Genomic DNA, 21,035 nt, shown 5'->3' on the forward strand with positions numbered 1-21,035 from the left:
TCAGAAAGTAGGACTTAGTCGCGGATCAGGTAGTTGCTTTCGCTGCGCCAGCGGTTCAGAAACCCATCGTAGTCGGCGAGCAGGTTTTTCATGTAGTCGTTGCCCGACTGTGCCTGGGCGTCGGCTTTCTTGTGAACCCAGTCATTACCGGCATCGGCCAACTGTTTGATGAAGGCAGGGTCCAGCGTAATGACCTCGTTGCGCCCCTGACGATACTTTTCCATGGCCTTGATGTCGGCGTTATAGAAGTAGTCCAGCGATTGGTGGGTGGTCAGCTCTGCGGCAGCCTCGATAAGCTGTTGCAGATCGGCGGGAACTTTGTCCCAGGTGTCTTGCTTGAGCACGACTTCCCACATGAAGGTGGGCTGGTGTACACCGGGCACGACGATATACTTGGCCGCCTGATGAAAACCTTCGGGCGTGTTCGAGGAGGGGGTGGCCCATTCCACCGCGTCTACCCCTTTGCGCTGCAACAGCGTGTAGGTGTCGCCAGGGGGCACAACCGTGGGAACGGCGCCGAAATAGTCTTTCATCACATCCGCCCAGGCGCCAGACGTGCGGTACTTCAGACCCTTCAGGTCCTCTGCGGTACGGATGGGGGTGTTGGAGTGGGCCATGACTTCCGTGGACCCCAAACCCACAATCATGGTTTTCAGCCCACTTTTGGCGCGCAGCTCCTGCAACTTTTCCTTGCCGCCGCCTTCATACAGCCAGACGCGGTACGCATCGGGCCCCATACCACCGGGATAGCCCGCAAAAATGGCATTGGCCGGGTCCTGATTGACCAGGTAGCTGGAGGTGGAGTGACCCGCTTCCACCACACCTGTCTCTACCGCTTCAAATACCTTGAGGGCGGGCACGATGACTCCGGCCCCAAAGGGTTGGATCTCAACGCGGTCACCCGTCATCAACTTCACATTCTTTGCAAAGCGCTCCAGAAAGTTCTGGTAGAACGGAGAACCCTCAGGTACGGAAGTGGGAACGCGCCAGCTGATTTCGGCCGCCTGTGCCAGGCTCATGCCGCCCAGTAAAAACAAGCCGGCAAGCGTGGATGCACCAAGTTTGGTTTTCATGTTTGTCTCCAGTGGTTTTTTTATCGTCCCGCTCTGTCAGGGGCCTGAGGCCATGGCGAGAGCATGGAAAGCATCTTAATATTTTATAAATATATTAACAACATATTTAGATTGGGGTTTGTCCTAAACCGTTGTGCAGGGCTAGCCGGTGGCTCAGGCAGACGGAGAGGCTTGGAGAGGGAGACCTGCGCCACTTGTTAAATAGCAGGTCGATGTGTACCGAGGAGCCTAGGGCGCGACGCACGCGGTGCGCCGGGGGAGGGATACGGATGAGGGGGCTTTTCGATGGCCCGCGAACGGACTGGATCGTGGGTTTGCGTGTTTCGGGTCTTTCGTCGCTGCGGTCTAGCTGATACACTTTGCGGCTGCTTTTCTGCGTGAAGCGCCGTGGGTGGTTGATAATCCGTCAGACGCGGTAAGGCCTAACCAGAAAGTGTGTTTGCGGTCATTTTGCAGTCGATGGGGCAGAACGGGGGCTTAACCCTCCCCTCTCGTTTGTGCTTATGTGTACGTGTCGACTCTGCATTGCTGGCTGGCAGAAACGCCCGCCGGGCCCATAGTTAAATGGATATAACTTTCCCCTCCTAAGGGAAGATTGCAGGTTCGATTCCTGCTGGGCCCGCCATTGCTGGGTAGGAAGCCGATCTGGCTGTATCGTCCGCCACGCTTCTTTTTGACACCCCAGACGTTCCCTCCTGATGTGATCCCTGACATTCTGCGCAGAATCGGGGGCTTGGCGTGTGTCCACCTCTTTTCAGGGAGCCAGCCTTGTCACGTGAAAAACAAGGCTGGCGGCAGACCCGCGCCCGGCGGGTCCGGCCAACAAGGCGGAAGATCGCAGTGGTGGCGAAAGCGCATCGCGCTAATGGAGAGGTCGCTTGCCTAGTTCCTTGAGCGAGTGACGGTGCGCGTTGGCTGCACTCCATGTGCTGACCGAGTTTCGTGTGGAAGACAGGTAGTCATTTAAATCCCCGCTCCAAAGTTTGAATCCCAGGCAACTTTCCCATTTGTCTTGCTGATAAAGCCAGTAAGTTTGGCAGACGGTGCAGCAAAACAGACTTTGTATTCCTTGAGCCCCGCAGTTTTCTGCCTGGGTGACGCGTTTCATATAGGTATGTTTTGGGGTGTGCGCCTTGGAAAGAGGCAGGTTTTGGCACAAAATGCACATGCCTTTATGGTCGATTTTGCCCACTTCTTGCTCCTTTTTAAATAAAGGCGATGAATAGGGTGTTTGAAAAAAGACTGCAAGCTACTTTCTACAAAAACTATCAAACTGAAAGCAAGCTAGTCAGACCGCATCTTACAAATCTTGATGTGTCTTGGGTAGTGTCACCTGTAAAAAAATATTTCGTTCGCAAACAGCCGTAAATCGAGGGGACCAGCAAGCCTTGGAAACGTTTGCTTATGCTCAGACATTGCCCGCTTGCCGCAGGGCTGAGGCGCGCTGCAACAAGTCTGCGCAGCTGCAAGGCATGCGAGCTTTCGCGCCTTGTGCTCAGTTGCTGGCTTTGGGGGCCGTCAGGGCGAAAGGGGCAGCGTACGTGTGGTTTACCGAGCCATCGGGCGGAAAACGTGTCATGGTTTGAAACCTGTTTTAATTTTGCCCAGTTTCGTTTTTATTTGAAATATATGCGGCTAAGCCCGGACTACACTGCCTTTATTTAGGAGGGATTAGCCATGAAAAACGACAAGGATTTTCTGGACAAGGACGAGATGTTTTCCTCGGATTGTCGGGATCAGTCGCCACCGTTTGTGAAACCTTGCAAACCTGATTCCATAGACGGTTTTTTCGACCGTTTCGCCAAGGCAGTGACACGCTTTGCCGGCTCTCCTATCATGTTTTCCGTTGCGGTGCTGGCTGTGCTGGTATGGGCCTTGTCCGGCCCTTATTTTAATTATTCGGAAACCTGGCAGCTAATTATCAATACCGGCACCACCATTATTACGTTTTTAATGGTGTTCTTGATTCAGCAAAATCAAAACAAGGACAGCAAGGCCATACACATCAAGCTCGATGAACTTATTATTTCCTTGACGGATGCCAATGAGCGTCTGATTGATGTGGAAGAGCTGGATGAGAAACAGCTCAAGAAGCTGGAGGCCTACTATTCTGCGATTGCCTTGAAGGCACGCCGCCGTCTGGATGGGGACGCATAAAGAAAAAGGGCCGTAAGGCCCTTTTTATTAAAGCATTTTGCTGCGTTGCTGCTCGGCCCGTGAGGCTCCGATTGGTGTTTCGACCTGTTTTTGCTCTTCCGGTGGGGGCAGCACGGCGGGAAAGCCCAAGGACTGAATCCAAAGTTCGCGTGACCAGCCTTGCGTATGGTAGAGGTGGTGACCTTCATCGGGCGCGACTGCATCATGGGCCTGTTTAAGCAAGGAGGCCAGTGTCTTGTCCTTGCTTTGTTCGCCAACCAGTCCAATCAACTGCCAGTTCAGGTGATCTTTGGTTTCGGCCAGAATGACACATTCAGAGGCCACCAGCTCAGCAGCGTTGGGGTCGCCCGCTTGCTTGGCCAGTTCCATGGCCTTGACCAGCGCCGTGGCGATATGCTTTAAGACTTGTCGGCCAGGAGTTTGCTTGGCAGGGTCCAGGTTCAGCTGCTCGAAAATACGCATTAACACTTGTTGATGTGTCATGGTTTCGTCCAGATAGCCTTCCCATTCTTTTTTCAGGTTCGGGTTCTGTGCGCAGGAGATGGCCGACTTATAGACTAGTTCCCCGCCTAATTCGGTTTCCAGGGCTTGATACAGAAGTTCATGCAGCTGTTCGGTGTTGGCTTTATGGCTTGTCATCGTTCGCTCCAGTCCAAAAGTTAAGGTAGGAAGCTTCACCTTAAAGGCTCTGGCGCTAACAGATTATGCGATTTGATGGGGAGTGATACGGGCTGTGAATGACGTAAGCCCCAGGTAACAAACGGCGTGTGTTCAGGTTGAAAAGGCTTATTGCCGATGACTGGCTAAAGCCCTTGCCGGCTTGTGGTAGGATTGTGCGCTTTATCGCAGTGACGGTGCCGGCTCAAAGGGCTGCCGCAGCGGGCTGCGACTCATTGTTGAACGCATCGTCTCGTCCGGCTGGGTGTTCTCCAGTGCCAGGCTGATGCACTGCAGCAGGGTAGTCATGACACTCCAAGGTTGGAAACGCCGCGTTTTTTACGTGGGTTTGTTTGAGTTTTTTGCTATTGTTTTTTCATCCTTCTTGCTGGCGTATTTTGCCGGGGGCAAGGCATCCGAGTCCGCCCCTATCGCTGTGGCGATCTCAGTCATTGCGATAGTCTGGAATTATGTGTTCAACACGGCGTTTGAACACTGGGAGGCCCGACAAACCGTCAAGGGCCGCAGCCTGTTACGCCGCAGTGTGCATGCCATTAGTTTCGAGGCCGGCCTGGTGGTGTTTATCGTGCCTTTGTACATGTGGTGGTATCAGGTTGGCCTGTTGGAGGCTCTGCGTATGGAAGTGGCCATTCTAGTGTTCTTCCTGATTTACTCCTTCATCTTCAGTTGGACGTTTGACCGTGTGTTTGGCTTGCCGGCCAGCGCCGCCTGAGCCTGGGGGTCGATGAAAAAGCCGCGTAAAGCGGCTTTTTTCTTATCCGGCCAGGGCTGGGCTTCCCGGTCTGTTCAGCCCAGTTCAGCTTGCCGGCGTGCCTGGCAGATGCGGGCGTGATGGATATCGGCCCATTTCACCAGTTCTCTCATGGGCGTCAGAAAGGACTGCCCCAGGTCAGTGAGTGTGTACTCCACGCGCGGCGGGACTTCCGCATAGAGCGTTCGCTGAACAAACCCGTCTGTTTCCAGGCGTTTGAGAGTCCGTGAGAGCATTTGGCGCGATATATCACCAATTTCCCGGCCTAGCTCATTAAATCGCAGGGTGCCTGGCGCCAGGGCTTCCAGAATCAGCAGGCTCCACTGGTCGCCAATGCGATCCAGCACATCTCGAATGGGGCAGGGCTGCGCAAATTCTTCTTGCAAAGGACGGGGAGCGGGTGGAGCAGTGCTCGATGAGGGCATGGCTGAGGATCTTCCTGGGTTCAATAGTCACCTTCGTGTGACCTGGTCTGGCCGATGTGACTTCTTGTGGTCGCTCAAAAAACTGTCTAGCATCACACTTAATGGTCTATTTTATAGACCAGGTCTTTATTTGAGCACACAAGGAGCGTTTATGTCTCGTATTGCATTGATAGGGGCTTCTGGCGAAGTCGGCTCACGCCTGTTAAAAGAGCTGTCGGATCGTGGTCATACGGTGACAGCGATTGCCCGCCATCCCGAAAAAATAGTCAGCCTGCCCAATGTCAGGGCTGTTCAGGGTGATGTGAATGATCTGGATGGATTGATCGCACTGTTGAAAGGACACGATATTGCGGTCAGCGCAGTTCGTTTTGTGTCCTCAGATCCTTCCAAGCTGATTACGGCGGTTCGGGCGGCCGGTGTGCCGCGTTATCTGGTGGTGGGTGGCGCAGCCAGTCTGGACGTGGCCCCCGGTCAGCGATTGATTGATCAACCTGCCTTCCCGGATGCTTATCGAGCCGAGGCGCTGGGTGGCATCGCCTTTCTGGATCAACTGCGTCAAGAAAAAGAGCTGGACTGGACGTTCTTGTCGCCCTCCGCCGAGTTTGGCCCCGGCCAGCGCACGGGCACGTTCCGTATTGGTACAGACAGTCTTTTGGTGTCCGACCAAGGCAGCAGGATTTCTTACGAGGATTACGCCGTCGCGTTGGTCGACGAAATTGAGCGACCGGCTCATTCGCGACAGCGCTTTACCGTCGGTTATTGAGCCAGGAGCGGGATAGTGGGAGGATGTGATCTGATGGGTATCTCCAATTTTGTGGGCGGGCTTTTTCTGGTTGGGCACAAATGCAGCGTTGGCTGTCAATTCGCAAACTCGTGATGGGGGCAGGAAGAACGCCATCGTAAGTGAGTGATCGATTTTTACGATAGCGTCTTTAAACCGTACCGTATCGGGTTCAGGAAGCCGTGTTTGTCGCGCCGAGGACTATATCCAGCCCCATCCGCAAGCGCCAGACGGCAAGATCATGGAGCATTGGGTGGTGATTCAGGCTGTGCCGCAGGCCACCATTACTATCAACACCCTGTTTCAAGCCCAGTTGCGTGGGCTTGATGCTCTGCGCCGGTGTAAAGAGGGCGTATGGGTACCAGAAATAAAAGACCCGCCATCACTGACGGGTCTTTTTGTTGTAGGGGCAGTTAAAAGGACTGTTTTACGGACCAGCGTTTTTGCTGTTGTTTGGCAGGGTTTCACGTCCGGCCGCCTAAGCCGTCTGCATCCTGATCTTGGCTTCGCGGATCGGCAGATTGACGATGGCGGCCAAGGTGGCCAACGCAATATCGGCCCACCACATCCAGCTATAGTCCCCGAATCGGGTCAAGGCAATACCGCCTAGCCAGGCCCCTAGAAAACCGCCAATCTGGTGTGAGAACAAGGCCAGACCAAACAAAGTAGCCAGATAGCGTGTGCCAAATAGCTTGGCGACAATATTGGCCGTCGGCGGCACGGTAGCCAGCCAGGTCAAGCCCAGGCCCACCGCAAAAATATAGAACACCAGATCGGTTTTGGGCATCATCAAGTACCACAGAATCAGTACGGCCCGCGACGCATACATCAATGCCAATACGTATTTGCTGCGCCAGCGGGCAATGCAGGAACCGGCGGCAATGCTGCCAAAAATGTTTGCCAGACCAATCAGTGCCAGCGACCAGCTGGCTACCGAAGGGGGCAGGCCGCACAGATCAATTTCGCCCGGCAGATGCGTGACCAGAAAGGCAATATGAAAGCCACAGGTGAAAAACCCCAGGCTCAGCAGCAGGTAGCTGCGGTCTTTCATAGCATTTTTGAGGGTCTGGGTCAGGCCTGGCCCGCTGGCAGGCGGTGCCGGCGTGAAGGCCACTGCTTTCTGGGCCTTGTTGCCCACGCTGAGTTTGCGAATCAGTGGCAAGGTCAGCAATGCCGTTAGCGCCAGGACCCAAAACGTGGACATCCAGCCGACCCAGCCGATCAGTTTTTGAACCACAGGTGCAAAGACAAACTGGCCGAAAGAGCCGCCTGCATTGATCAGACCCGACGCCTGTCCACGCGCATGATCGGGAATGCGCTGGGCGGCGGCACCAATCAGCGTCGAGAAGCTGGCGGCGCCCGAGCCGATATTGGCCAGCAGCCCCAGCGTCAGTGTCAGGCCCAGGCCGGTGCCAATAAAAGGGCTTACCGCGCAACCCAGAGCCAGAATCAGCAGGCCCGCGATCAGTACCCGATCGGGGCCCCAACGGTCAGAGCACGCACCGGCAATCGGCTGGATTGCGCCCCAGGCCAGTTGCCCCACGGCCATGGCAAAGCTGATGGACAGGATGCCCATGCCGGTTGCTTTATCGATGGGGCCAACGAACAGGCCAAAGGATTGACGGATCCCCATAGTGACCATCAGGATGCCAGCAGCAGCCAGGGTCACCGTCATGACGGCAGGCTGGCGCAAAGATTGAAACATGGGGTCCCCTCTGATTATGCAGGCCTGAATTATCTGGCGAAAAGCCAGGCCGGTGCAATCACCTGGCCGGATCTGACGCGACTGGGCGGACAGTGTGGCTACATCTTGCCGCCCGATGCGCTCAGCCTTTTTCCAGACCGGCCTGTACCGGGCGCGCTCCCAGCACGTCGATCAGTACCTGGGGATGAATACCCAGCAAATAACCGCGTCGTCCGCCATTAATGTAAATGGTGTCGAACGCCAGCAATTCTTCTTCTAACCAAACGGGCATGGCTTTACGGGTAGCAAAGGGTGAGGTGCCGCCGACCAGATAGCCGGAATGCCGCTGGGCGACTTCGGGTTTGCAGGGGGCAATTTTTTTTGCCCCGGTTTGCCGAGCCAGGTTTTTGGTGGAGACTTCGCGGTCGCCGTGCATGACGATAATCAAGGGTTTGGCGTTTTCATCTTCCATGATCAGGGTCTTGGCGACCCGGTGCAGGTCCAGGCCCAACTGGGCTGCCGCTTCCATGGCTCCGCCGTGGTCGACATAGTTGTAGCTGTGCTCGCTAAAGGAAATGCCTTTTTTACGCAGCCACTGTGTGGCCGGTGTTTCGCTGACGTGTTTTTCTTTTGCCATATCGTGCTTGGGCGCTCAGGCGCGTGGGTGATGGGCCGCGTGCAGTGCTTTCAAGCGTTCACGCGCCACATGAGTATAAATCTGGGTGGTGGAAATGTCGGCATGTCCCAGAAGCATCTGCACCACGCGCAAGTCCGCCCCATGATTGAGCAGATGAGTGGCAAAGGCATGGCGAAGAACATGCGGGGACAAGGGGGCCAGGATACCGGCCTGGAGTGCATATTTTTTGACGATCAGCCAAAAAGACTGTCGGCTCATGCAGGTGCCGCGACCGGTAATAAACACAAAGTCGCTGCGCCGCTGTCCCAGTAAAGCGGGTCGGGCTTCGCGTAGATACCGGTCGACCCAGTGCATGGCTTCCTGCCCCAGGGGAACCAGCCTGTCTTTGCCTCCCTTGCCTTGGTCAATACGCAGTACGCCATCACTCAGGCTCAGGTTCTGCAAGGGTAATTCAGTCAGTTCGGTGACACGCAAACCGCAGGCATACAAGGTCTCCAGCATGCAGCGGTCGCGCAAGCCCAGGGGATGGTGGATATCTGGTGCGGCCAGCAGACGCTCGACCTGTTCTTCAGACAAGGTATGCGGGACGCGCGGCGCCTGACGGGCACTGCTCAGTTCCAGGCAGGGGTCGTCCTGGCGCATGCCTTCCTGTACCGTCCAGTTGTAAAAGCGACGCAAGGTGGCCAGCCGCCGGTTGGCGGTGCTGGCCTTGCTCTGATCGGCTTGACTGGCCATCCATTCGCGCAAATCGCTGGCTTGCAGCTGTTCCAGGGCTTTGCCGTCGCGTTCGCGCTGCGCCCATTCCTGCAGGCGTTCCAGATCCTGCCGATACGCCTGCTGCGTGTTGGCGGCTAGGCCGTCTTGCAACCAGAGCATGGTGATGAAATCGGATATCAGACTGGCTGGCGTCATGAAAGAAAAGTGCTCAAGCGTGGCGGTCAGCGTGCCGTGGGCAACGCGGATCACAGGGGAAAGCCGCCATGCTATCACTCTCGGATGATGAACTTCATTCGGCAAGGGGCGCTGACTTGCGCTATATACCTATATATATTTCCTGATTATACTCATGCCCTACACCCGTTCCGGAGGAGAAAATCATGTTCAAACGTGTCGTATCGGTAGCCGCCTTATCCCTGTTTCTGCAAGGCACAGCCCAAGCCGATGAGTTGGTGGTGGCCGCTGCTGCCAGCCTGACCAATGCCTTCAAGGAACTGGCAGGCCAGTTTGAGGCTGAAAACCCGGGCACCAAAGTGCTGACCAGCTTTGCCGCCTCGGACGTGTTGCTGCAGCAGATCATCAACGGTGCCCCCGTGGATGTGTTCGCCTCGGCAGATCAGAAGGCCATGAACAAGGCCGAGCAGGCCAAGGTGCTTGACCCTGCTACACGCAAGAATTTTGTACAAAATCAGGTTGTGCTGATTGTGCCTGCTGACAATCCTGCCAAAGTGACCAATGCCGGCGATCTGGGCAAGCCCGAAGTCAAGCGCGTGGCTTTGGGCAACCCTGCTGTCGTCCCCGTTGGCCGCTACACCCAGGCGGCTTTGGAAAAAGCCGGGCAGTGGGAAGCCGTGAAGCAACGCGAGATTCTGGGGCAGAATGTGCGCCAGGTGCTCGATTATGTGGCTCGGGGGGAGGTGGAAGCCGGGTTTGTTTTCGCAACGGATGCTGCCATCATGAGCGACAAGGTTCAGGTGCTGGAAGTACTCAAGACGACCGAGCCGGTCACTTACCCCATCGCGCTGGTCCAGCGTGATGGTCGTCACGACAAGGCGCAGGCCTTCCAGGATTTCGTCATGTCCGAGTCTGGCCAGGCAGTGCTGGCAAAATACGGTTTTGCCCAACCTTGACAGGATATTGATTGCAGGATGACTTCACTTTGGATTCCCCTGAGCCTATCGCTCAAGGTCGCCGGTTGGGCGACCCTGCTGGCCTGTGTGCTGGGTATAGGGCTGGCCTATGCCCTGTCGCGCTGGCAGTCGCGCTGGTGCGATCTGCTCGACTCCGTCCTGACCTTGCCCATGGTTTTACCCCCTACGGTGATCGGCTATTACTTGCTGGTTCTGCTGGGCCGGCGCAGCAGTGTGGGTCAGTGGCTCTCCAGCATGGGGATTGAACTGGTTTTTACCTGGCAGGGGGCGGTAATAGCTGCGACGGTGGTCGCTTTCCCGATGATACTGAAAGCGGCCCGCGCCGCGTTTGAGGATGTGGACCCGCGTTTGGAAAATGCTGCCAGTGTGCTGGGCCTCAAACCCTTGGCGATCTTCTTTCGTGTCAGCCTGCCTCTGGCGGCGCGTGGCATTATGGCCGGCGTCTTGCTGGCCTTTGCCCGTGCCCTGGGCGAGTTTGGGGCGACCTTGATGATTGCCGGCAGCATACCGGGTCGTACCCAGACCATGTCGATTGCCATTTACGAGGCCGTCCAGGCGGGCGAGGATCAGCAGGCCCTGGTGCTGGTGGCGATTATTTCAGTGACGTGCGTACTGGTCTTGTGGAGTACCAGTGCGCTGTCACCACGTCATGTGCGTCGTAAAAGAGGGATGCAATGAGCCTGACGGTACAGATTCAACGCAGCGTGTTCAGCGAGGCGCGCCGCTTCGAGCTGAATATACAGATTCAGACCGAAGCCCGTCATATCGCCCTTTATGGGCCTTCGGGTTCGGGCAAGTCTTTGACGGTGCAAAGTGTGGCCGGTTTGTTGCGCCCTGAGCGTGGCCGCATCCAGATTGACGGGCAGCTTTATTTCGATTCCGAGGCAGGCATCAATCTGAAGCCGCGCGAGCGCCGGGTCGCTTATCTGTTTCAGGATTATGGTCTGTTTCCGCACCTGACTGCTGCACAAAATATCTGCTTTGGCCTGAACAAGGGTTTGTTCAATCGCTCTGTACGGACCCTGCCCGCCGCCGCCCAGCGATGGGTCGAAGCGTTTGAGCTGGAGTCGGTGCTTGGCAGCTACCCGGCCCAGTTATCAGGCGGGCAAAAGCAACGCTGTGCCTTGGCACGGGCCCTGGCGCTTGAACCGCGGTTACTGTTGCTGGATGAGCCTTTGGCTGCGCTGGATCAGGACTTGCGCAGCCGTTTGCGCGCCGAGCTGGCCCAGTTGCAAAAGCAGATTGATATTCCTACCATCCTGATTACCCATGACCCCGAGGATGCCCGAGTGCTGGTCGAGGAGGTCTATCGCATTCGGGATGGGCGCGTCCTGGAGTGCTGTGCCAGCGCGGACTTGAGCGCGCTTACAGCGTAGCAATCATCACACTGGACGCTTTGAACAGGGCATAGGCTGCCTGGCCTGCTTTCAGTTGTAGATGCTCGGTGCTGTCCAGCGTGATGCTGGCAGTGACTGTCAGGCCCTGTGGCAGCTCCAGGCGGACTTCGGCATTGACCGCACCGTTAATGACATCCGTAATCGTGCCAGGCAACTGATTGCGTGCGGAGAGCGTGCTGCGTGTGTCACTGGTCCCAATCATGATCGAAGACGATTTCAGAAAGGCCAGCACTTTCTGTCCTTCGCGCAAGCCCAGGTTCTCAGTGCTTTCATGGGTGATGGAGGCCACAACCGTTTGGCCCTGGCCAATGTCCACATGAATTTCATCGTTGACGGCACCGGCCTTGATCGTGGTGACGATGCCGGGAAGCTGGTTGCGAGCCGAGGTTTGCATAATCATGGTTTGGAGTAACTCCATCTGAGTGGCTACGGTAGGCATCAAACGGCCAATACGGTTCATGAAACGCTGGTGCAGCCGGTCATAGGTCTGATAGAGCTCCAGCAGTTCTTCGGCTTTTGGGGTCAGGGTGGCACCGCCGCCGCGATGGCCTCCGGTGCTGCGCAGCACCAGGGGTTCGCCCGCCATATTGTTCATGATGTCGATGGCGTCCCAGGCCGCCTTGTAGCTGATGCCAATATGGCGAGCCGCGGCAGAGATCGAGCCTTGCTCAGCAATGGCAGCCAGCAAAGCCATGCGGCGTGCGCTGCCCCAGGTATGGTCGCCAGTACGCAGCGACAAGCTGCCGGTTAATTCAGTGTTGGGGGTGTTTGAGCTAGACATGGTGCTAAGTGTAAGTGCGGGAACAAACAAGTGATAGAGCGTCGGTACAATGGCCCGGTCAGCGCTGCTTGCTGTTCTGTTTTCTTGCAACCTTAACTGGTTTTTTCTATGTACGACACCCCTGCCGTTTCCCTGGCTCATTTGCAGACGCTTAACAGTGCGCAGACGATTGTTTTGACGGTGAACAAGCGTTATGCGCGTCGCCTGCTCGGGCACCTGTCGGCTCGTCTGGCCGGTGCCGGGGGAACAGTGGCGGTACCGGAAATTGTGCCCCTGGGCGCCTGGCTGGCACAGGCCAGTGATCAGCTGTGTTTTTCCGAACAGTGGCAGCCTGCGGCGCACCAGATGGATCGCTTCGCTGCCTTGCAGCGATGGGAGCACAGCATCGAGCAGTGCGAGGAAGAGGGCTATTTTCTGGATGTGGGCCAGGCAGCGCGGCTGGCGTGCGAGGCCGACACCTTGCTGGATGAATGGAATATCGAGCTCAAGCCCGGCGAAGCCAGTGTGGACTTCGAACGCTTCATGCAGTGGCGCGCTCACTATCGGCAAAGCCTGGCGCAGGCGGATCTGGATGACGCCAATCTGGCTGCGCAACGCGTCTTGGCCGCCGTGCAGGCCGGCGCCTTGCATATTCGTCATCGCCATATGGTGCTGCACGGTTTTCACGAGTACTCGCCGCGTCTGCAAAGTCTGTTGAGCGGTTTGCAGCAATTGGGGGTCGAGATTTTGCGCCTGGAGCATGAAGAGCCTGTGGCCACGGAGGTCCATCGGGTGCAGGCGCAGGATGCGGATACCGAATGGCGTCTGGCGGTCCAGTGGGCGCGGCGCCAATTGGACGAGGACCCCAGTCGCACCGTGGCGATTGTGGCAGCGCAGCTGGAAACACAATTGCCACTGGTGCACAGGCTCTTGCGGCAGGCCATGCACACGGATCAGGGGGCCTTGCCCTATAACGTGGCCGCGGCCCGCTCCCTGGCCGATTGGCCGGTGGTGGCCGCGGCCCTGGCCTGGCTGCAAGCCTTGTTTACCCTGGCGACCCGGGGACAGGCGGAACCGGCGCTGCTCGGACAGGCGTTGCGTCTGGGCGCCTGTCAGGCGGAACAGTCCGAAGCGGGTGGCCGCGCCCGTATTGACAAGGCGTGGCGTGACAATCGCATCACCCGGGTCAGTCGCACAGAGTTCGCTGACATGCTCAGCTTCCACACGCCCGAGCTGGCCCTGGCCTGGAACCGGGCCATGGATCGCTTTGCAGCGGTGTCCAGCGGCGCTCAAGGAGTGGATGCCTGGGCCTCAATCATGCGTCAGTGTTTGGAAGCCCTGGGCTTTCCAGGAACCTCGATGCTGGATAGTGCTCAGTTCCAGACCTTGGAGGCTCTGGAGGCCTTGCTGCTGCAACTGGCGCAACAGGCACCTGTCCTGGGGCGTGTCAGTCCTCTGAAGGCGCAAAGCACGCTGGCCCGTATGGCCCGGGAAAATTTGTTTCAGCCGCAGCGCGACCCGCGCTCCCGACTGGACGTACTGGGTTTTCTGGAAGCAGAGGGCGGGCGTTGGGACGCTGTGTGGGTGCTGGGCCTGACCGACGATATTTTGCCTGCCGCCGTCAAACCGAATCCCTTGATTCCGGCTCAGGTTCTGCGTCGTGTACAAGCCCCCCGCAGTACGCCCGAGCGTGAGCTGGAGTGGGCTCGCTGGATATTGAGTGCATTGCTGCGCTGCGGAAAACAGGTGTTGTTAAGTGCCCCTTTGCATCAAGGTGAGCAGGCGCTGCGGCCCAGCCCCTTGATTATGCAGTGGCCCGTGCTGGACATGCCCTGGGCGGTGCAGGCAGGGTCCGCAGCCGCTCAAGAAGCGCTGCTCGACGAACAGGGGCCAGGCCTGCAACAGGAAGAACGCATACGGGGCGGGATCAGTGTGTTGGATACGCAGGCCCGCAATCCCTTATGGGCGTTTGTGAAGTTCCGTCTGCATGGACAGGCACTGCCGGATTACGCCCGTGTGGGCGATATGAATACACGCGGCATGTTTCTGCACCGTGCCGTTGAATTGTTTTGGCTGCGCGTGAAAGATCAGGACTGTTTGCATGAACTGATGGGCGGGGGTTCACTGCAGGACGTGGTGCAATCGTGCATCGATCAGGCCGCCCAGGAAGAACTGGCAGATTACGGTCCGGTACTGCGCAGTCTGGAGATGGAGCGCGGCCGTGCAGTCTTGTGCGAGTACGCGCATCAGGAAGCTCAGCGCCCCCCATTTGCGTTGGGCGCGACGGAGCACGAGTTGCGGTGGAGTCGGGGTCTGCTGAGCCTGAACCTGCGTCTGGACCGTCTGGATGATCTGGTCGGGGGTGAGCAGTTGCTGCTGGATTACAAAACCGGCATAGGCGAGCTGAGGCCGGACAAGGACTGGCTGCGGCCCAGACCAGTGAATCTGCAATTGCCGTTTTATGCCGCGGCTCTGCAAGACGAGGGGCGCACGGTCAGTGGGCTGGCTTTTGTGCGTCTGCACGCTCGTCAGGTAGGCTTGAGCGGCTTGGCTGCGCCCGGCATGGATATTGACGGCCTGACCGAACTGGAAAGCGCGCAGCAATGGACGGCGCAGATTGCACAGTGGAAGCAGGCGGTCGAAGGACTGGCTGATGAGTTCCTGCAAGGGCAGGCTGCCAATCGAATCTGGAACCGCAACGATTTGCTGTATTGCGATGTTCTGCCTTTTTTACGCTTGTTTCAGGAAGACCTCCAGGATAATGGAGGCGAGGTGTGATGCTGACAGTCCCTAGCGATAGTGCCGCCCGAGCCCGGGCCCTGGACCCCGACTCCTCTTTTCTGGTGCAGGCCCCGGCCGGTTCGGGCAAGACGGAGTTGCTGACCGACCGGATTCTGGCTTTGCTGGCGCGTGTGCAGCGGCCAGAAGAAATCGTGGCGATTACCTTTACCCGCAAAGCCGCTGCTGAAATGCATGCGCGCGTGCTGGAGAAGCTGGCCGCAGCCCATCAGGAACGACCGTCCGAGCCCTACCGGGTACGCAGTTGGGAACTGGCGCGTGCCGCCATGCAGCGCAATCAGGAGCAGCAATGGGATTTGCTCGCGTATCCGGCGCGTTTAAGCATTCGCACCATCGACTCTCTGTGTGCTCATCTGGTGCGCGCCATGCCCTGGATTACGGGGCTGGGCGGCGTGCCGGCCATCACGGACAAGGCCCAAGAGCATTACGAAGCAGCCGCCTGGGCCACGCTTGAAATGGCTGAAAGCGTGCCCAGCGTGGCCCGTTTCCTGGAACATATGGATGTGAATCTGCTGCAGGCGCAAGCCTTGTTGGCGAGCATGTTGGCCAGCCGGGATCAGTGGCTGCCTGCCGTAGGGCAGGGTGGCGATGTGGCCTTTTTGCAGGACAGCTTGCGCGAAGTGGTGGAGCAGCAGTTGCAGCAGTTAAGCGACGCTTTGCCGCCGGGCTGGGCGCAGACACTGGCACCTGTGGCCTGCTTTGCAGCCTCGAATCTGGAGGCGGGCGATGTGTTGGCCCTGGCCGATTGGCAAGGCGATCCGCTGGCCCCGGTCATGGAGGACGTGCCGCGCTGGCGGGGATTGGCTGCCTTGTTGCTGACCGAGACGGGGAGCTTGCGCAAAAGCCTGACAGTGCGCAACGGCTTCCCACCCAAAACCGCACAAAAAGAAATCCTGACGGAATGGTTGGGCAATTGTCTGGGCACCGAACCCTGGATAGCCCGTTTGGCCAGTGCGCGGCTTTTGCCCGAACAGTATTCTGCTCAACAGCAAGAGGTTCTTGCCAATCTGATACAGGTCCTGTGGTTGGCTGCGGCGCAGTTGAAACTGCGTTTTGCGGAAAAAGCTGAGGTCGATTTCACCGAAATTGCGCAACGTGCCTTGCAAGCCCTGGGCGACGCCGACGAGCCGGGCGAGCTGCTGTTGCGGATGGACCGATCCATACGTCATTTGCTGGTGGACGAGTTTCAGGACACCAGCCAGTCCCAGGTACAGTTGCTGGAGCGTCTGACCAGTGGCTGGGAGCCGGGCGACGGACGCAGCCTGTTTCTGGTGGGCGATCCCATGCAGTCCATTTACCGTTTCCGCAAAGCGGAAGTCGGTTTGTTCCTGCAAGTCTGGCAAGCTCGACGACTGGGCGAGGTTGAGCTGGAACCACTGAATCTGAGCAACAACTTCCGTTCGCATCCGCGCTTGGTGGAATGGGTGAACCAGGTGGGGGCGCAACTGTTTCCGGCTCGCCCCGACCCGGATTTGGGGATGGTCACTTACGAACACTCGACGGCTTTCAAACCTGATATACCCGAGTGGGCTGTGCATTTTCACCCCTGCTGGCACTTTCGCGTTGCGCGGGGTGAGGATGCCATGCCGTCTCAGCAGGCGGCTCAAGAGCGTGCGGTACAAGAGGCCGTTCAGTGTGCCGCGCAGGCCCTGGAACGCTACCAGGATAGCGAGCATCCGGTGGCCATTTTGGTGCGGGCACGCTCACATTTGCACGGCCTGGTGCGCAAGCTGGGGGAGCAGGGCATTCCCTGTCGTGCCGTGGAGCTGGAGCCTTTGCAACAGCGCCCCGTGGTGGCGGACCTGGTGCAATTGGTGCGTGCCTTGGCACATCCGGCCGATCGCCTGGCCTGGCTATCCGTCTTGCGCTCGCCGCTGATCGGCTTGCGTCTGGAGAGTTTGCATCGCCTGTGTGCGCTGTATCCCACGCAGACCTTGGCAGAGCTGAGTTCTGGCCTCAGTGCCAGCCCCGTCATGCACGGTGAGCTCCAGCAGGCCCAGGCGCAAACGGGTCGACAGGAGCTCTCATCTGACGGCGGTAACGCTGTTACTGCCCGCCCGGAGCGTTTTTCTCATCCTTCACGTTTTCAGGACTGGGACGCGGATGAGCGTGCGCGTCTTTTATTTGCCTGCCAGATCTTGCTGGACAGGGGCAATCGCAGTGGTTTGATGCCCTTTGCGGCTTGGGTGCAGGAATGCTGGACGCGTCTGGGCGGGCCGCAAGTCTATCCAAGTCTGGCCGATCAGGCCGACGCTGAGCAAGTGTTGCGTTTGCTGGAAGAGCTGTGCCCTTATGGCCCGCCCGATCAGCAGCAGTTTCAGGCCCGTGTCGAGTCGTTGTACGCCACCCCACAAGGCACGGGTAAGGCAGTGGAGGTGATGACGATTCACAAGTCCAAGGGTCTGGAGTTTGAAACAGTGATCTTGTTTGGGCTGCACAAGCAGTCGGCCAACGATTCCGAACCCTTGATTCGCCTCGAACACAGTGCCGACCGTCTGATCTTGGGGCCTATCAGCCACAAGGGCAGCGAGCAGCGCGATCCCGTGTCTCAATTTTTGGCCGCGCGAGAGCGTATACGGGCCGAGCAGGAAAGTCATCGCCTTCTGTATGTGGCGCTGACACGCGCCCGTCAAGAGCTGCATTTATTTGGTGAGCTGAGCATTACCCAGGACAAGGGGCTGCGTGAACCGGATGGCCGCTCTTTGCTCAGTCGCCTCTGGCCTGTGCTGCAGCAGCCGCAGGCTCCTGTGTGGCAAGCCGAGCAGGGCAGCCAGCACGAGGAGCCCGGGCAAGGCCCTGCTGCACTCTTGCAGCGTGTGGTGAGCCTGCCCGCCGCGCCGCCCGAGCAGTTGCAGACTGCCAGTTCGTCATATCAAAGCTGGCAGTGGTCTCTGGATACGACTCATGAAAAAGCCATTGGTACGGTTGCCCACGACTGGCTGGAAAAGCTGGGCCGTGAAGGTCTGGACCCGTGGCCGGTAGAACGTTTGCAGCAAAGCCGCACAGTGATGCGTCGGCAGTTGTTGCGGGCCGGGGTGCCTTCGACCTATCTGGATGACGCTGCCCAATCTCTGTTTGAAGCGATTATCGCAACGGTACAAACCGAGCGTGGCCGCTGGTTGCTGGGTGTCAGCCGGGCTTACCGGGAATGGTCCTTGCTGGACGTCAGTGGCCGGGTGTCGATTATCGACTTGGCCATCTCGCAGGAGGATCACTGGCTGGTGGTGGATTACAAGACCGGGAGACCTGCCGAGCATGAAAGCCTGGACGATTTCAAGGCCCGGATGCTGGATCGCTATGCACCACAATTGCAGCGTTATTGCGAACAGGTGCAGGCCCTGGACGGGCGTCCCGCGCAGGCTGCGCTTTATTTCCCGCGGGCTGATCTGTGGCTGCCATATTAATGCTACACTACTTGTCGGCGGGCCCCTCCGCATGGTTCGGCGGTGAATCTGGTCAGGTCGGGAACGAAGCAGCCACAGCCGTGCAGAATCAGTGCCGGAGTCAGGCTCGCCACTTCATTTGCTTGTCGGGTTACACGCGCCCGGTCTATCTGCTTCCCTTCAGCACCGAATCCGGTACACTTTTCCTTTCGCTTATTTGTATTGATGGTTCACGCCGTCCGGAATTCGCATGACCTATCTCGTTCTGGCCCGCAAGTGGCGCCCTCGTTCCTTTGACACCCTGGTGGGTCAGGACCACGTGGTGCGCGCCTTGACCCATGCCCTGGATACCCAGCGCCTGCACCACGCCTGGCTGTTTACGGGCACACGCGGTGTGGGCAAGACCACCTTGTCGCGCATTCTGGCCAAGTCGCTCAATTGCGAAACCGGCATTACCTCCAAGCCTTGCGGCGTGTGCCGCGCTTGTACCGAGATTGATGCTGGCCGCTTTATTGATTACGTGGAGCTGGATGCGGCGTCCAACCGGGGCGTGGAAGAGATGACCCAGTTGCTGGAGCAGGCGGTCTACGCCCCCAGCTCGGGTCGTTACAAGGTCTACATGATTGACGAAGTTCACATGCTGACCGGGCACGCCTTTAACGCCATGCTCAAGACGCTGGAAGAACCACCTGCGCACGTCAAGTTCATTCTGGCCACGACGGACCCACAAAAAATTCCGGTCACGGTCTTGTCGCGCTGTTTGCAATTTAATCTGAAGCAGATGACCGTGCCTGCGATTGTGGGGCATTTGCAGGACATTCTGACTCAAGAGGGCATGCAGTTCGAGCTGCCTGCCTTGCGTTTGCTGGCTCAGGCTGCCGATGGGTCCATGCGCGATGCCTTGTCGCTCAGTGATCAGGCCATTGCCTACAGTGCAGGCGACCTTAGCGCTCAGGCTGTACAAGCCATGTTGGGCACGATTGATCAACGCCATCTGGCGCAATTGTTGCAAGCGCTGATTGCTTACGATGCGCAGGCCATCCTGGCTGTGGCCGATGATCTGGCATTGCGTGGTTTGTCGTATGCCGGGGCTCTGGCTGATCTGGCTACCTTGTTGTCCCGTATCGCCATCGAGCAGCGCATCCCCGGTACCATTTCTGATGATGACCCCTTGGCAGAAGCCGTGCGGCAATTGGCGCCCATGCTCTCGCCCGATCATGTGCAGCTGTTTTATTCGGTCGCCGTGCACAGCCGTCAGGAATTGTCCCTCGCTCCGGATGAGTACGCCGGTTTTGTGATGGCGTGTCTGCGCATGCTGGCCCTGTTGCCCGAGCCTGTGTCGGCGCATGTGCCTCCCCCGGCAGGGCCGTCCGGTGAGGGGGCTGTTGCGAGCCAGGCTGCTTCTGTTTCTGAAACGGGGCCGTCCGCTTCAGGGATGGAGACAGCTTCGGCTGTCTCTGGCGCGGTGGCCGTTTCTGCTGCGTCGGTACAGCAAGCCACGCAAGGCCTTCAGACAGAAACGCAAACGGCACGAACGACCCATACGTCCGCCGATTCCCAGGCGCGGTCTCATCAACCACAGGTGTCGGCTTCTGCCGGAACTCCTGCTGCTGATCCCGTCAGTGCTCACGCGGCTCAGTCTGCTCCCGTCGCAGAATCGGTTTCTGCAGACGACGATTTCGTACCGGCTTGGGAGGAGATGCCCGGGTCTGCAGCAGCAATGGCCTCTCAGGATTCGGGACTGTCCGCCGCGCAGGATGCTGGTGCTGACGAACAAGGGGTGACCAATCAGCCGTCATCCGTTGCGAGCGTCGCGGTAGGTGGTAGTGCAGAGGAGTCCGCCTCCGCCGTGTCAGCTTCCACCGCCCCTGAACCGGGTATATCAGTTCAAACAGAGTCCGACGCCGGGCCCTCCAAGGTCCCCGGCAAGAGCGGCGCTCAAGCTTTGATGTCATCGCAGGCGGCCGCCCGTGTGCAAGCTGTGGCACAGCCCCCCGCGCCGGCGTCCTCCCTGCAGGACGGTCTGCAAGAGCCCGCCTGGTTGTCCGAGGGCATGGACGAAGAATTCGAGAATTATCAGCCGTTGGATATGGACGCGGCTCTTGCCGAAGAAGAGGGCGATGTGCCTTCGGTGTCCATGTCTGATCGCTTCATGCCGGATACCGAGCTGGGCCTGCCGGTGCCGCACAGTGGCTCGGACAGCCCGCGCGCGGTCCGTTTGGGCGGCATGAAACCGGAAACCTGGCCCGACGTGGCAACCAGCTTGCCCTTGAGTGGCTGGGCTGCCGAGCTTGCCCGTCAAAGCGAATGGCTGGGGGTGAAAGGGCAGGAAATCCACTTGCGTGCCAAAATCAAGGCCACTGAAGGCAGCCAGGGCAAGGCGCGTTTGCGCACAGTATTGTCGGAATACTTTTCCCAGTCCATTCAGTTGGTGATCGAATACGGGGATACGGGCGATGCGACCGCGCATGCCGTGGAGCAGGCCAAGCTGGCCGAGCGCCAGCGACAGGCCGAAGAGCAGGTTGCCCGGGACCCCTTTGTCTTGAGCCTGATCCAGGACTTTGATGCCAGTGTCAAAGCTGGATCGATCAAGGCCACTCCTTTGGTTCGGGCCGCCTGAAAGGCCCCTTGTCAATTTCTAT

The 21,035-nt window shown here is 58.3% G+C and carries 17 protein-coding genes, 1 tRNA gene and 1 other RNA gene; 11 read left to right on the forward strand and 8 right to left on the reverse strand.

Annotated elements, in window-relative coordinates; translation table 11 throughout:
• Window positions 1–14 precede the first annotated feature (14 nt).
• Window positions 15–1,073, reverse strand: coding sequence for a TRAP transporter substrate-binding protein DctP (gene dctP / locus ACOZ42_RS03830; RefSeq protein WP_003803428.1), 1,059 nt, complete (start codon window positions 1,071–1,073; stop codon window positions 15–17).
• A 550-nt stretch (window positions 1,074–1,623) separates the two neighbouring features.
• Between dctP and ACOZ42_RS03835 the strand changes: the two genes are divergently transcribed.
• Window positions 1,624–1,698 (forward strand) — tRNA-Arg (locus ACOZ42_RS03835).
• Between the two features lie 1,052 nt (window positions 1,699–2,750).
• Window positions 2,751–3,230, forward strand: coding sequence for a low affinity iron permease family protein (locus tag ACOZ42_RS03840; protein ID WP_059318709.1), 480 nt, complete (start codon window positions 2,751–2,753; stop codon window positions 3,228–3,230).
• 27 nt (window positions 3,231–3,257) lie between these two features.
• Here ACOZ42_RS03840 and ACOZ42_RS03845 read toward each other — a convergent pair whose 3' ends face one another.
• Window positions 3,258–3,869, reverse strand: coding sequence for a ferritin-like domain-containing protein (locus tag ACOZ42_RS03845; RefSeq protein WP_131071342.1), 612 nt, complete (start codon window positions 3,867–3,869; stop codon window positions 3,258–3,260).
• A 201-nt stretch (window positions 3,870–4,070) separates the two neighbouring features.
• Window positions 4,071–4,196, reverse strand: coding sequence for a hypothetical protein (locus ACOZ42_RS03850; protein WP_426345565.1), 126 nt, complete (start codon window positions 4,194–4,196; stop codon window positions 4,071–4,073).
• Between ACOZ42_RS03850 and ACOZ42_RS03855 the strand changes: the two genes are divergently transcribed.
• Window positions 4,195–4,620: a PACE efflux transporter gene (locus ACOZ42_RS03855; RefSeq protein WP_003803423.1), complete on the forward strand. Its 426-nt coding sequence runs from the start codon at window positions 4,195–4,197 to the stop codon at window positions 4,618–4,620. The two genes, ACOZ42_RS03850 and ACOZ42_RS03855, sit on opposite strands and share 2 nt — an antisense overlap.
• A 74-nt stretch (window positions 4,621–4,694) precedes the next feature.
• On the opposite strand, the gene ACOZ42_RS03860 is transcribed toward ACOZ42_RS03855, so the two are convergent.
• The gene (locus tag ACOZ42_RS03860; RefSeq protein WP_003803422.1) at window positions 4,695–5,084 is read right to left on the reverse strand and encodes a winged helix-turn-helix transcriptional regulator; all 390 of its coding nucleotides are present in this window, start codon (window positions 5,082–5,084) and stop codon (window positions 4,695–4,697) included.
• Window positions 5,085–5,235: 151 nt separating this feature from the next.
• Here ACOZ42_RS03860 and ACOZ42_RS03865 point away from each other — a divergent pair, with 151 nt between their 5' ends.
• On the forward strand, window positions 5,236–5,847 hold the full coding sequence (locus ACOZ42_RS03865) for an NAD(P)-dependent oxidoreductase (RefSeq protein ID WP_336579777.1): 612 nt from the start codon (window positions 5,236–5,238) through the stop codon (window positions 5,845–5,847).
• A 496-nt stretch (window positions 5,848–6,343) separates the two neighbouring features.
• Here ACOZ42_RS03865 and ACOZ42_RS03870 read toward each other — a convergent pair whose 3' ends face one another.
• From ACOZ42_RS03870 to xerD, 3 genes are all read right to left on the reverse strand, one after another.
• Window positions 6,344–7,570, reverse strand: coding sequence for an MFS transporter (locus ACOZ42_RS03870; RefSeq protein WP_426345566.1), 1,227 nt, complete (start codon window positions 7,568–7,570; stop codon window positions 6,344–6,346).
• 121 nt (window positions 7,571–7,691) lie between these two features.
• Window positions 7,692–8,186, reverse strand: a complete 495-nt coding sequence (gene ybaK, locus ACOZ42_RS03875; protein ID WP_131071345.1) for a Cys-tRNA(Pro) deacylase — start codon at window positions 8,184–8,186, stop codon at window positions 7,692–7,694.
• 15 nt (window positions 8,187–8,201) lie between these two features.
• Window positions 8,202–9,098: a site-specific tyrosine recombinase XerD gene (gene xerD, locus ACOZ42_RS03880; protein WP_039943829.1), complete on the reverse strand. Its 897-nt coding sequence runs from the start codon at window positions 9,096–9,098 to the stop codon at window positions 8,202–8,204.
• Window positions 9,099–9,283: 185 nt separating this feature from the next.
• Between xerD and modA the strand changes: the two genes are divergently transcribed.
• From modA to ACOZ42_RS03895, 3 genes are read left to right on the forward strand one after another with little or no spacing between them, the layout of a single operon-like run.
• Window positions 9,284–10,033 carry a molybdate ABC transporter substrate-binding protein gene (modA, locus tag ACOZ42_RS03885; RefSeq protein ID WP_003803413.1) on the forward strand — a complete coding sequence of 250 codons (750 nt, stop codon included), beginning with the start codon at window positions 9,284–9,286 and terminating at the stop codon, window positions 10,031–10,033.
• Window positions 10,034–10,051: 18 nt separating this feature from the next.
• Window positions 10,052–10,732 (forward strand): molybdate ABC transporter permease subunit, encoded by a 681-nt coding sequence (modB, locus tag ACOZ42_RS03890; RefSeq protein WP_003803411.1) that lies wholly within the window; start codon window positions 10,052–10,054, stop codon window positions 10,730–10,732.
• Window positions 10,729–11,430: an ATP-binding cassette domain-containing protein gene (locus tag ACOZ42_RS03895; protein ID WP_003803409.1), complete on the forward strand. Its 702-nt coding sequence runs from the start codon at window positions 10,729–10,731 to the stop codon at window positions 11,428–11,430. Before modB ends, ACOZ42_RS03895 begins: the two co-directional genes overlap by 4 nt.
• Here ACOZ42_RS03895 and ACOZ42_RS03900 read toward each other — a convergent pair.
• Complete coding sequence (locus ACOZ42_RS03900) at window positions 11,420–12,232, reverse strand: TOBE domain-containing protein (RefSeq protein WP_039943730.1); 813 nt, start codon at window positions 12,230–12,232, stop codon at window positions 11,420–11,422. The two genes, ACOZ42_RS03895 and ACOZ42_RS03900, sit on opposite strands and share 11 nt — an antisense overlap.
• 108 nt (window positions 12,233–12,340) lie before the next feature.
• On the opposite strand from ACOZ42_RS03900, the gene ACOZ42_RS03905 reads away from it, so the two are divergent.
• From ACOZ42_RS03905 to dnaX, 4 genes are all read left to right on the forward strand, one after another.
• Entirely contained in the window at window positions 12,341–14,989 is a 2,649-nt protein-coding gene (locus tag ACOZ42_RS03905; RefSeq protein WP_426345567.1) for a PD-(D/E)XK nuclease family protein, read from the forward strand.
• On the forward strand, window positions 14,989–18,414 hold the full coding sequence (locus tag ACOZ42_RS03910; protein WP_003803402.1) for a UvrD-helicase domain-containing protein: 3,426 nt from the start codon (window positions 14,989–14,991) through the stop codon (window positions 18,412–18,414). Before ACOZ42_RS03905 ends, ACOZ42_RS03910 begins: the two co-directional genes overlap by 1 nt.
• Before the next feature lie 16 nt (window positions 18,415–18,430).
• An RNA gene (ffs, locus tag ACOZ42_RS03915) (signal recognition particle sRNA small type) lies at window positions 18,431–18,528 on the forward strand.
• A 115-nt stretch (window positions 18,529–18,643) separates the two neighbouring features.
• A complete protein-coding gene (dnaX, locus tag ACOZ42_RS03920; RefSeq protein ID WP_240209015.1) occupies window positions 18,644–21,013 on the forward strand; it encodes a DNA polymerase III subunit gamma/tau in 2,370 nt (789 codons plus the stop codon).
• Window positions 21,014–21,035: the final 22 nt, after the last annotated feature.

It is taken from the genome of Alcaligenes sp. HNGD-HTN06, assembly GCF_049932565.1.
GTDB lineage: Bacteria > Pseudomonadota > Gammaproteobacteria > Burkholderiales > Burkholderiaceae_B > Alcaligenes > Alcaligenes ammonioxydans.

Bases quoted from the DNA above. Each gene is read 5' to 3' on its own strand.
- dctP (WP_003803428.1), bottom strand. From the start codon at position 1,073: ATGAAAACCAAACTTGGTGCATCCACGCTTGCCGGCTTGTTTTTACTG.
- ACOZ42_RS03840 (WP_059318709.1), top strand. From the start codon at position 2,751: ATGAAAAACGACAAGGATTTTCTGGACAAGGACGAGATGTTTTCCTCG.
- ACOZ42_RS03845 (WP_131071342.1), bottom strand. From the start codon at position 3,869: ATGACAAGCCATAAAGCCAACACCGAACAGCTGCATGAACTTCTGTAT.
- ACOZ42_RS03855 (WP_003803423.1), top strand. From the start codon at position 4,195: ATGACACTCCAAGGTTGGAAACGCCGCGTTTTTTACGTGGGTTTGTTT.
- ACOZ42_RS03850 (WP_426345565.1), bottom strand. From the start codon at position 4,196: ATGACTACCCTGCTGCAGTGCATCAGCCTGGCACTGGAGAACACCCAG.
- ACOZ42_RS03860 (WP_003803422.1), bottom strand. From the start codon at position 5,084: ATGCCCTCATCGAGCACTGCTCCACCCGCTCCCCGTCCTTTGCAAGAA.
- ACOZ42_RS03865 (WP_336579777.1), top strand. From the start codon at position 5,236: ATGTCTCGTATTGCATTGATAGGGGCTTCTGGCGAAGTCGGCTCACGC.
- ACOZ42_RS03870 (WP_426345566.1), bottom strand. From the start codon at position 7,570: ATGTTTCAATCTTTGCGCCAGCCTGCCGTCATGACGGTGACCCTGGCT.
- ybaK (WP_131071345.1), bottom strand. From the start codon at position 8,186: ATGGCAAAAGAAAAACACGTCAGCGAAACACCGGCCACACAGTGGCTG.
- xerD (WP_039943829.1), bottom strand. From the start codon at position 9,098: ATGACGCCAGCCAGTCTGATATCCGATTTCATCACCATGCTCTGGTTG.
- modA (WP_003803413.1), top strand. From the start codon at position 9,284: ATGTTCAAACGTGTCGTATCGGTAGCCGCCTTATCCCTGTTTCTGCAA.
- modB (WP_003803411.1), top strand. From the start codon at position 10,052: ATGACTTCACTTTGGATTCCCCTGAGCCTATCGCTCAAGGTCGCCGGT.
- ACOZ42_RS03895 (WP_003803409.1), top strand. From the start codon at position 10,729: ATGAGCCTGACGGTACAGATTCAACGCAGCGTGTTCAGCGAGGCGCGC.
- ACOZ42_RS03900 (WP_039943730.1), bottom strand. From the start codon at position 12,232: ATGTCTAGCTCAAACACCCCCAACACTGAATTAACCGGCAGCTTGTCG.
- ACOZ42_RS03905 (WP_426345567.1), top strand. From the start codon at position 12,341: ATGTACGACACCCCTGCCGTTTCCCTGGCTCATTTGCAGACGCTTAAC.
- ACOZ42_RS03910 (WP_003803402.1), top strand. From the start codon at position 14,989: ATGCTGACAGTCCCTAGCGATAGTGCCGCCCGAGCCCGGGCCCTGGAC.
- dnaX (WP_240209015.1), top strand. From the start codon at position 18,644: ATGACCTATCTCGTTCTGGCCCGCAAGTGGCGCCCTCGTTCCTTTGAC.